Origin of the sequence: Acidovorax sp. T1, from assembly GCF_002176815.1 — a bacterium.
GTDB lineage: Bacteria > Pseudomonadota > Gammaproteobacteria > Burkholderiales > Burkholderiaceae_C > Acidovorax.
The window spans coordinates 236,052-245,220 of the sequence record NZ_CP021648.1 but is presented as its reverse complement, the minus strand read 5'-3'; the positions used below and the strand labels follow the sequence as shown (position 1 = coordinate 245,220).

The 9,169-nt window shown below is 59.4% G+C and carries 13 protein-coding genes; all 13 read right to left on the bottom strand.

The features are described 5' to 3' along the window. Window positions 1-76: 76 nt before the first annotated feature. Window positions 77-346, bottom strand: a complete 270-nt coding sequence (gene rpsQ / locus CCX87_RS01130) for a 30S ribosomal protein S17 (RefSeq protein ID WP_086926311.1) — start codon at window positions 344-346, stop codon at window positions 77-79. 9 nt (window positions 347-355) lie between these two features. After that, the gene (gene rpmC / locus CCX87_RS01125; protein ID WP_024813779.1) at window positions 356-550 is read right to left on the bottom strand and encodes a 50S ribosomal protein L29; all 195 of its coding nucleotides are present in this window, start codon (window positions 548-550) and stop codon (window positions 356-358) included. A 16-nt stretch (window positions 551-566) separates the two neighbouring features. Next, window positions 567-983, bottom strand: a complete 417-nt coding sequence (rplP, locus tag CCX87_RS01120) for a 50S ribosomal protein L16 (protein ID WP_005796975.1) — start codon at window positions 981-983, stop codon at window positions 567-569. Between the two features lie 2 nt (window positions 984-985). Then, window positions 986-1,867, bottom strand: a complete 882-nt coding sequence (gene rpsC / locus CCX87_RS01115) for a 30S ribosomal protein S3 (protein ID WP_086911060.1) — start codon at window positions 1,865-1,867, stop codon at window positions 986-988. Window positions 1,868-1,881: 14 nt separating this feature from the next. Then, the gene (gene rplV, locus CCX87_RS01110) at window positions 1,882-2,214 is read right to left on the bottom strand and encodes a 50S ribosomal protein L22 (protein ID WP_005796970.1); all 333 of its coding nucleotides are present in this window, start codon (window positions 2,212-2,214) and stop codon (window positions 1,882-1,884) included. Window positions 2,215-2,223: 9 nt separating this feature from the next. After that, window positions 2,224-2,502: a 30S ribosomal protein S19 gene (gene rpsS / locus CCX87_RS01105; RefSeq protein ID WP_005796963.1), complete on the bottom strand. Its 279-nt coding sequence runs from the start codon at window positions 2,500-2,502 to the stop codon at window positions 2,224-2,226. A 10-nt stretch (window positions 2,503-2,512) separates the two neighbouring features. After that, window positions 2,513-3,337 (bottom strand): 50S ribosomal protein L2, encoded by an 825-nt coding sequence (gene rplB, locus CCX87_RS01100; protein WP_026437400.1) that lies wholly within the window; start codon window positions 3,335-3,337, stop codon window positions 2,513-2,515. A 2-nt stretch (window positions 3,338-3,339) separates the two neighbouring features. Continuing rightward, window positions 3,340-3,654: a 50S ribosomal protein L23 gene (gene rplW / locus CCX87_RS01095; RefSeq protein WP_007847815.1), complete on the bottom strand. Its 315-nt coding sequence runs from the start codon at window positions 3,652-3,654 to the stop codon at window positions 3,340-3,342. Beyond that, complete coding sequence (gene rplD / locus CCX87_RS01090) at window positions 3,651-4,271, bottom strand: 50S ribosomal protein L4 (protein ID WP_008906425.1); 621 nt, start codon at window positions 4,269-4,271, stop codon at window positions 3,651-3,653. The genes rplW and rplD overlap by 4 nt, the downstream gene beginning before the upstream one ends. Continuing rightward, on the bottom strand, window positions 4,271-4,945 hold the full coding sequence (gene rplC, locus CCX87_RS01085; RefSeq protein WP_007847818.1) for a 50S ribosomal protein L3: 675 nt from the start codon (window positions 4,943-4,945) through the stop codon (window positions 4,271-4,273). The genes rplD and rplC overlap by 1 nt, the downstream gene beginning before the upstream one ends. Window positions 4,946-5,170: 225 nt before the next feature. Continuing rightward, a complete protein-coding gene (rpsJ, locus tag CCX87_RS01080) occupies window positions 5,171-5,482 on the bottom strand; it encodes a 30S ribosomal protein S10 (RefSeq protein ID WP_005796953.1) in 312 nt (103 codons plus the stop codon). A 26-nt stretch (window positions 5,483-5,508) separates the two neighbouring features. Then, on the bottom strand, window positions 5,509-6,699 hold the full coding sequence (tuf, locus tag CCX87_RS01075; RefSeq protein ID WP_024813773.1) for an elongation factor Tu: 1,191 nt from the start codon (window positions 6,697-6,699) through the stop codon (window positions 5,509-5,511). A 274-nt stretch (window positions 6,700-6,973) separates the two neighbouring features. Then, window positions 6,974-9,076 (bottom strand): elongation factor G, encoded by a 2,103-nt coding sequence (gene fusA, locus CCX87_RS01070; RefSeq protein ID WP_087743102.1) that lies wholly within the window; start codon window positions 9,074-9,076, stop codon window positions 6,974-6,976. Window positions 9,077-9,169 lie beyond the last annotated feature (93 nt).

The window sequence follows — 9,169 nt, the reverse complement described above, 5'->3', positions numbered from 1 at the left end:
CATTGCATCCCACAAAGCAAAACGACCCACATTGTGGGTCGTTTTGAAGGGCTTTGCAGCCGTCAGCCTTTAGGGCTTAGAGCAGGCCGGCCTTTTGAACCAGACGGGTAGCAACCCAGTTCTTGGTCTTGGAGAGCGGACGGCTCTCGGTGATTTCGATCGTGTCGCCCAGCTTGTACTCGCCCTTTTCATCATGGGCGTGGTACTTGCTCGACTTGCCGACGATCTTGCCGTAGAGCTCGTGCTTCACACGGCGCTCAACCAGCACAGTCACGGTCTTTTGACGCTTGTCGCTGACCACCTTGCCAATCAAGGTGCGCTTGAGGGATTTTTTAGGTTCCGTCATAGGGGCTCCTTACTTGGCGGCTTGCTTTTCAGCAAGAATGGTCTTGGCGCGAGCGATGTCGCGACGGGTGGTACGCAGCGTGTTGGTGTTACCCAGCTGTTGCGTGGCCTTCTGCATGCGCAGACCGAAATGGGCTTTTTGCAAGGCCTTGATTTCGGTTTCGATGCCGGCGACGTCTTTTTGGCGCAGTTCAGTAGCTTTCATTGCATGTTCTCCTGAATTACGAGCCAATCAGGCGGCTGACAAACGTGGTGCGCAGCGGCAGCTTGGCGGCAGCCAGGCGGAACGCTTCGCGGGCCAGTTCTTCAGGCACGCCCACGATTTCAAAAACGATCTTGCCGGGCTGGATTTCAGCCACGTAGTACTCGGGGTTGCCCTTACCGTTACCCATACGCACTTCTGCGGGCTTGGTAGAGATTGGCTTGTCCGGGAACACGCGGATCCAGATACGGCCGCCACGCTTGACGTGACGGGAAATCGCACGGCGTGCAGCTTCGATCTGGCGGGCCGTCAGACGGCCACGATCGGTGCACTTCAGACCGAAATCACCGAACGCAACGGAGGCACCCCGCGTTGCGACACCGGTATTACGGCCCTTTTGCTCCTTGCGGTACTTGCGGCGAGCAGGTTGCAGCATCTTTATTCTCCTTTGCCGTCCGCTGCTGTAGCGGGCGCGTCAACTTTACGAACGCGCTTAACGGCGGTTGCATCGGCGCCACCGGCGCCGACGGGCTTGTCGCTGCCATCGGCAGGAGCGCTGTTGGCGCCCATGGGACGGCGGGGACCACGACCAGCACCTGGACGGTCGCCACCTGGGCGGCCATCACGGCGCGGGCCACGTGGGCGACGCTCTTCTTCCGGACGTGGGGTTTCCACAGCCGGCAGATCGTTGCGGCCCAGGGTGTCACCCTTGTAGACCCAGACCTTGACGCCGATCACACCGTAGGTGGTCTTGGCTTCGGAGGTACCGTAGTCGATATCGGCACGCAGCGTGTGAAGTGGCACGCGGCCTTCACGGTACCACTCGCAACGCGCGATTTCGATACCATTCAGACGACCGGACGACATGATCTTGATGCCCTGGGCACCCAGACGCATGGCGTTTTGCATGGCGCGCTTCATGGCGCGGCGGAACATGATGCGCTTTTCGAGCTGCTGCGTGATGCTGTCGGCGATCAGCTTGGCATCGATTTCAGGCTTGCGCACTTCTTCGATGTTCACTGCGACCGGCACGCCCAGGCGAGCAGCGAGTTCCTTCTTGAGGTTCTCGATGTCTTCACCCTTCTTGCCGATCACCACGCCCGGACGTGCCGAGTAAATGGTGATGCGGGCGTTCTTGGCGGGGCGCTCGATCAGGATGCGCGACACGGCGGCGTTCTTCAACTTGGCCTTCAGGTACTCGCGCACCTTGATGTCTTCGGCCAGCATGCCCGCGAAATCGCGGTTGCTGGCGTACCAACGGCTAGACCAGTTGCGGCTGACCGCAAGGCGGAAGCCGGTAGGATGGATTTTCTGTCCCATAGTCTTCCTTGGCCTCAGTTACCAACCGTCACGTACACATGGCACGTGGGCTTGCTGATGCGATTGCCGCGGCCTTTGGCGCGCGCGGTGAAGCGCTTGAGCGTGGTGCCTTGTTCGACGTAGATGGTCTTGACCTTCAGTTCGTCGATGTCAGCGCCATCGTTGTGTTCTGCATTGGCGATTGCCGATTCCAGAACCTTCTTGACGATGCCAGCAGCTTTTTTCTGCGTGAACGTCAGGATGTTCAGGGCCTGGTCCACCTTCTTGCCGCGGATCAGATCAGCGACCAGACGGCCTTTGTCGACCGACAGACGGACGCCCCGGAGGACTGCACGTGTTTCAGACATGGTCGTTCCTTATTTCTTCTGGACTTTTTTGTCCGCGGGGTGACCCTTGAAGGTGCGCGTCAGGGCGAATTCGCCCAGCTTGTGGCCCACCATCTGGTCGGTGACGTAGACAGGTACGTGCTGCTTGCCGTTGTGCACGGCAATGGTCAGACCGATGAACTCGGGCAGAACCATGGAGCGACGCGACCAGGTCTTCACTGGTTTCTTATCCTTGGTGGCAACGGCCTTTTCGACCTTGGCCAGCAAGTGATGGTCAACAAATGGACCCTTTTTAAGAGAGCGAGTCATCTGTTACCCCTTACTTCTTGCGACGCGACACAATCATGACCTGTGTGCGCTTGTTGTTACGGGTGCGATAACCCTTGGTCAGATTGCCCCAAGGATCGACTGCATGACGGCCTTCGCCGGTGCGGCCTTCGCCACCACCGTGAGGGTGATCCACCGGGTTCATGGCAACGCCGCGAACCGTAGGACGAATACCCATCCAGCGCTTCACACCGGCCTTGCCCAATTGGCGCAGGCTGTGCTCTTCGTTGGCCACTTCGCCAATGGTGGCGCGGCATTCGATATGAATCTTGCGCACTTCACCGGAACGCATACGCACCTGGGCGTAGATGCCTTCACGGGCCAGCAGCGTTGCCGAAGCACCTGCCGAGCGAGCGATCTGGGCACCGGCACCGGGCTTGAGCTCGATGCAGTGGATCGTCGAGCCCACGGGGATGTTGCGGATCGGCAGCGTGTTGCCTGCGCGGATCGGGGCTTCCGAACCGCTCATCAGCGTTGCGCCAGCTTCCAGACCGCGGGGAGCGATGATGTAGCGACGCTCGCCGTCGGCATAGCACACCAGAGCGATGTGGGCCGTGCGGTTCGGATCGTACTCAATGCGCTCAACCTTGGCTGCAATGCCGTCCTTGTTGCGCTTGAAGTCCACCACGCGGTAGTGGTGCTTGTGACCACCGCCCTTGTGGCGCGTCGTGATGTGACCGTTGTTGTTACGACCGGCCTTCTGGAATTGTGGCTCCAGCAGCGGGGCGTACGCTTCACCCTTGTACAGGTGGTCACGCGTGACCTTCACCACGGCACGTTGGCCGGGCGAAGTGGGTTTCATCTTGATGACAGCCATGATTACGCGGCCTCCCCAGACAGGTTCAGCTCTTGACCAGGCTGCAGCGTGACGTATGCCTTGCGAACGTTGTCGCGGCGGCCGACAGTCTTGCCGAAACGCTTGGTCTTGCCTTTGGTGTTCACCACAGAAACGCCCTTGACCTCGACCTTGAACATCAATTCCACAGCGGCCTTGATTTCTGGCTTGGTAGCGTTCTGCAGCACCTTGAACGTCACAGCATTGGACTTCTCGGCAACCATGGTGGCCTTTTCGGACACGATGGGAGCGACCAGCACTTGCATCAGACGACCTTCGTCAAACTTGAGTGTGCTCATGCGAACATCTCCTTGAGTTTGTCGATTGCACCCTTGGTGACGAGCACTTTCTTGAAACGCACCAGCGACACGGGATCGGCGTAACGCGGCTCGACGACGAGCACGTTCACCAGATTGCGCGAAGCCAGGTACAGGTTTTCGTCCACTTCATCGGCGATCACCATCACCGATTGCAGGTTCATCGCCTTGAACTTGTCGGCCAGGACCTTGGTCTTGGGCGAGTCGAGCTTCAGCGAATCGACCACAGCCAGACGGCCTTCGCGGGCCAGCTGCGACAAGATGGCAGACATACCGGCACGGTACATCTTCTTGTTGATCTTCTGCGTGAAATTTTCGTCAGGCATGTTCGGGAAAATCCGACCGCCCCCGCGCCACAGAGGCGAGGAAGTCATACCTGCACGTGCGTTACCCGTACCCTTTTGCTTGAAAGGCTTCTTGGTCGAGTGACGGACTTGCTCGCGGTCCTTCTGGGCGCGAGTGCCTTGGCGTGCGTTGGCCTGGTAGGCCACCACGATCTGGTGCACCAGATCTTCGTTGTATTCACGACCGAACACGGTTTCAGGAACATCCAGCTTGGATGCGCCCTGGCCTTGGTCATTCAGGAGTTCGAGCTGCATTAGTTCGCTCCTTTGGAGGCTTTGGCCTTGATCGCTGGACGCACCGTCACGAACCCACCCTTGGAGCCCGGAATAGCGCCCTTGATCAAGAGCAGTTGACGCGCTTCGTCGATGCGGATGACATCGAGGTTTTGCGTGGTCTTGGTGACATCGCCCAGGTGGCCCGTCATGCGCTTGCCGGGGAACACGCGACCGGGGTCTTGTGCCATACCGATCGAGCCAGGCACGTTGTGCGAACGGCTATTACCGTGCGACGCGCGCTGCGAGCTCATGTTGTGGCGCTTGATGGTACCGGCGTAGCCTTTACCGATCGAAGTGCCTTGCACGTCGACCTTCTGACCCACGGAAAACACGGACGTCACAGCCACCGATGCGCCAGCTTGGTACTGGGCTGCGGTATCGGCGGTCACGCGGAATTCCTGGATGATTTCACCGGCTTCCACACCTGCCTTGGCAAGGTGACCGGCTTCTGGCTTGGTCACGCGCGATGCTTTGCGCGAACCGAACGTGACCTGCAGGGCCACGTAGCCATCGTTCTCTTGGGTTTTGATCTGGGTTACGCGGTTGTTGGAAACATCCACCACCGTGACAGGCACTGCATCCCCGTCATCGGTGAACAGACGCATCATGCCCACCTTGCGACCCAGCAACCCCAGGGAGTTGCTCAGACTCATTTGTTTCTCCAAAACTTCCACCGCCACAACTTCAATTGGCTGCGGCGTTGCATGCAAGTTTTCACTCACATGCATGAAAGAGGGTTATTAAAACTTCCCCCAACTGGCACCTTTTAAAAGGCGCAAATTGAGCGAAGCCCTAAAGTATAACGCGAACTGCTTTTTCAAGCAAGTTCGCGCCATTTCAGACACTGCAAGGCGGGCGAACCCACCTTGCAACAGCCATTACTGCAGCTTGATTTCGACGTCCACGCCGGCGGGCAGGTCGAGCTTCATCAGGGCGTCCACCGTCTTGTCGGTGGGGTCCACGATGTCCATCAGGCGCTGGTGCGTGCGGATTTCGAGCTGGTCGCGGCTGGTCTTGTTGACGTGCGGCGAGCGCAGGATGTCAAAACGCTTCATGCGCGTTGGCAGGGGCACGGGGCCCTTGACAATGGCGCCAGTGCGCTTGGCGGTGTCAACGATCTCGGCAGCGGACTGGTCGATCAGCTTGTAGTCAAACGCCTTCAGGCGGATGCGAATTTTTTGCTTGGACATGGCAAGTTCCTTGTTCTGCTCAAAAATTAAGCAATGATCTTGGCCACGACGCCAGCGCCCACGGTACGGCCGCCTTCGCGGATAGCGAAGCGCAGACCTTCTTCCATGGCGATGGGGTTGATCAGCTTCACAGTGATCGACACGTTGTCGCCAGGCATGACCATTTCCTTGTCGGCTGGCAGCTCGATGGCGCCGGTCACGTCGGTCGTGCGGAAGTAGAACTGAGGGCGGTAGTTGTTGAAGAATGGCGTGTGACGGCCGCCTTCGTCCTTGCTCAGAACATACACTTCAGCGGTGAAGTGGGTATGTGGCTTGATCGAGCCGGGCTTGCACAGCACTTGGCCGCGCTCCACGTCTTCGCGCTTGGTGCCGCGCAGCAGCAGGCCGACGTTGTCGCCAGCCTGGCCCTGGTCCAGCAGCTTGCGGAACATTTCCACGCCGGTGCAGGTGGTCTTGACGGTGTCCTTGATGCCGACGATTTCGATTTCTTCGCCGACCTTGATGATGCCGCGCTCGATACGACCGGTCACCACGGTGCCACGGCCGGAGATGGAGAACACGTCTTCCACGGGCATCAGGAAGGCACCGTCCACAGCGCGCTCAGGCGTAGGGATGTAGGTGTCCAGTGCTTCGGCCAGCTTCATGATGGCTTCTTCGCCCAGCGGGCCCTTGTCGCCTTCCAGGGCGAGCTTGGCGGAACCACGGATGATGGGGGTGTCGTCGCCAGGGAAGTTGTATTTGTCCAGCAGTTCGCGCACTTCCATTTCGACGAGTTCGAGCAGCTCTTCGTCGTCCACCATGTCGCACTTGTTCAGGAACACGATGATGTAAGGCACGCCCACCTGGCGGGCCAGCAGGATGTGTTCACGGGTCTGGGGCATGGGGCCGTCAGCGGCCGAGCACACCAGGATGGCGCCGTCCATCTGGGCGGCGCCGGTGATCATGTTCTTCACATAGTCGGCGTGGCCGGGGCAGTCCACGTGGGCGTAGTGGCGGTTGGCCGTTTCGTATTCCACGTGGGCGGTGTTGATGGTGATGCCGCGGGCCTTTTCTTCAGGCGCTGCATCGATCTGGTCGTAGGCCTTGGCTTCGCCGCCAAACTTGGCCGACAGCACCGTGGCGATGGCCGCCGTCAGTGTGGTCTTGCCGTGGTCCACGTGACCGATGGTGCCCACGTTGACGTGGGGCTTGGTGCGTTCAAACTTACCTTTTGCCATTTTCAGTTCTCCAAAAGAGCGATGCCTGTGTAGTGGTTTAACGTCTGCATCCGATTGCTGATTCGCCCTGCACAGGCAACGGGGCGGCACCGGATCGCAGATTGCAAAAACAATTTGCTATTCAATCAATAGCTTCTAGCGCTTTCTGGATAAGGGCTAGAGGCCTTTTTTAATCAAATTCAACCTAGTCAGAGGGAACAGAGCAGCGAAGCTGGTTGACCCCAAGACCTGGTCAGAGGGGACAGAGCAGCAAAGCTGGTCTGTCCCCTAGGACTTATTTTGCCCGCGCAGCCATGATGGCTTCCGACACGTTGCGAGGTGCTTCGCTGTAGTGCTTGAATTCCATCGAGTACGTGGCGCGACCTTGCGTTGCGGAACGCAGCGTGGTCGAGTAGCCGAACATTTCCGACAGAGGCACTTCGGCCTTGATGGCCTTGCCGCCGCCAGGAATGTCTTCCATGCCCTGCACCATGCCACGACGGCTGGACAGGTCGCCCATCACGTTGCCGGCGTAGTCTTCAGGCGTTTCCACTTCCACGGCCATCATGGGTTCCAGGATGACCGGGTTGGCCTTGCGGCAGCCTTCCTTGAAGCCGAAGATGGCAGCCATCTTGAACGCCAGTTCGTTCGAGTCCACATCGTGGTACGAACCGAAGTGCAGCGTGACCTTGACGTCCACCACGGGGTAGCCGGCCAGCACGCCTTGCGTGACGGCTTCGTTGATACCCTTTTCCACGGCCGGGATGAATTCGCGAGGAACCACACCGCCCTTGATGGCGTCGACGAACTCGATGCCCTTGCCGGCTTCGTTGGGTTCGATCTTGAGCACCACGTGGCCGTACTGGCCCTTACCACCGGACTGGCGCACGAACTTGCCTTCGGCCTCTTCCACCGTCTTACGGATGGTTTCGCGGTAGGCCACCTGGGGCTTGCCCACGTTGGCTTCCACACCGAATTCACGCTTCATGCGGTCAACAATGATTTCCAGGTGCAGCTCGCCCATGCCGGCGATCAGCGTCTGGCCCGACTCTTCGTCGGTCTTGACGCGGAACGATGGATCTTCGGCAGCCAGACGCTGCAGCGCGATGCCCATCTTTTCCTGGTCGGCCTTGGTCTTGGGTTCGACAGCCTGCGTGATCACGGGCTCGGGGAACACCATGCGCTCCAGAATGATCGGCGAGTCGATGTCGCTCAGCGTTTCGCCGGTGGTCACGTCCTTCAGGCCCACGCAGGCAGCGATGTCGCCGGCGCGGATTTCATCCACTTCGACGCGGTCGTTCGCCATCATCTGCACGATACGGCCGATACGCTCTTTCTTGCCCTTGACCGAGTTGAAGACGGTGTCGCCCTTGGTCAGCACGCCCGAATAAACGCGCACGAAGGTCAGCTGACCAACGAACGGGTCGGTCATCAGCTTGAAGGCCAGTGCCGAGAACTTCTCGCCGTCATCGGCCTTGCGGCTGACAGGCTGCTCGTCTTCATCGGTACCCGTCACGTCCGGAATGTCCGTCGGTGCTGGCAGGTAGTCGATCACGGCGTCCAGCATGCGCTGCACGCCCTTGTTCTTGAACGCCGTGCCGCACAGCATCGGGTGAATTTCGGTCGCGATGGTGCGCTGGCGCAAGCCCGCCTTGATTTCTTCTTCGCTCAAGCTACCTTCTTCCAGGTACTTGTTCATCAGCTCTTCAGAGGCTTCAGCCGCAGCTTCCACCATCTTTTCGCGCCATTCATTGGCGGATTCCACCAGGTCAGCAGGGATCTCCTGGTACTCGAACTTCATGCCTTGCGAAGCTTCGTCCCAGATGATGGCCTTCATCTTCAGCAGATCGACCACGCCCTGGAACTTGTCTTCGGCACCGATCGGGATCACCACGGGCACGGGGTTGGCCTTCAGGCGCAGCTTCATCTGGTCATAGACCTTGAAGAAGTTGGCACCGGTACGGTCCATCTTGTTCACGAAAGCCAGGCGAGGCACCTTGTACTTGTTGGCCTGGCGCCAGACGGTTTCCGACTGGGGCTGCACGCCACCCACGGCGCAATACACCATGCAGGCGCCGTCGAGCACGCGCATGGAACGCTCGACTTCAATCGTGAAGTCCACGTGGCCGGGGGTGTCGATGATGTTGAAGCGGTGCTCGGGGTAGGACAGGTCCATGCCCTTCCAGAAGCAGGTCACGGCAGCCGAGGTGATGGTGATGCCGCGCTCTTGCTCTTGCTCCATCCAGTCCGTGGTGGCTGCGCCGTCATGCACTTCGCCCAGCTTGTGGGTCACGCCGGTGTAGAACAGGATACGTTCGGTGGTGGTGGTCTTGCCAGCGTCAATGTGGGCCGAGATACCGATGTTGCGGTAGCGCTCAATGGGGGTCTTGCGAGCCATGGTGGGTCCTTGGATGGGTCGTGTTATTCAGGGGGCGGGCCCAGCATTCTGGCGCTGCAACCCGTCAATTTTGTGACCGCCTCAATCGCCACA

What these genes read in the sequence shown, in the direction of transcription:
- rpsQ (WP_086926311.1), bottom strand. Translation starts at nt 346, where the DNA reads ATGACGGAACCTAAAAAATCCCTCAAGCGCACCTTGATTGGCAAGGTG.
- rpmC (WP_024813779.1), bottom strand. Translation starts at nt 550, where the DNA reads ATGAAAGCTACTGAACTGCGCCAAAAAGACGTCGCCGGCATCGAAACC.
- rplP (WP_005796975.1), bottom strand. Translation starts at nt 983, where the DNA reads ATGCTGCAACCTGCTCGCCGCAAGTACCGCAAGGAGCAAAAGGGCCGT.
- rpsC (WP_086911060.1), bottom strand. Translation starts at nt 1,867, where the DNA reads ATGGGACAGAAAATCCATCCTACCGGCTTCCGCCTTGCGGTCAGCCGC.
- rplV (WP_005796970.1), bottom strand. Translation starts at nt 2,214, where the DNA reads ATGTCTGAAACACGTGCAGTCCTCCGGGGCGTCCGTCTGTCGGTCGAC.
- rpsS (WP_005796963.1), bottom strand. Translation starts at nt 2,502, where the DNA reads ATGACTCGCTCTCTTAAAAAGGGTCCATTTGTTGACCATCACTTGCTG.
- rplB (WP_026437400.1), bottom strand. Translation starts at nt 3,337, where the DNA reads ATGGCTGTCATCAAGATGAAACCCACTTCGCCCGGCCAACGTGCCGTG.
- rplW (WP_007847815.1), bottom strand. Translation starts at nt 3,654, where the DNA reads ATGAGCACACTCAAGTTTGACGAAGGTCGTCTGATGCAAGTGCTGGTC.
- rplD (WP_008906425.1), bottom strand. Translation starts at nt 4,271, where the DNA reads ATGCAGCTCGAACTCCTGAATGACCAAGGCCAGGGCGCATCCAAGCTG.
- rplC (WP_007847818.1), bottom strand. Translation starts at nt 4,945, where the DNA reads ATGAGTCTGAGCAACTCCCTGGGGTTGCTGGGTCGCAAGGTGGGCATG.
- rpsJ (WP_005796953.1), bottom strand. Translation starts at nt 5,482, where the DNA reads ATGTCCAAGCAAAAAATTCGCATCCGCCTGAAGGCGTTTGACTACAAG.
- tuf (WP_024813773.1), bottom strand. Translation starts at nt 6,699, where the DNA reads ATGGCAAAAGGTAAGTTTGAACGCACCAAGCCCCACGTCAACGTGGGC.
- fusA (WP_087743102.1), bottom strand. Translation starts at nt 9,076, where the DNA reads ATGGCTCGCAAGACCCCCATTGAGCGCTACCGCAACATCGGTATCTCG.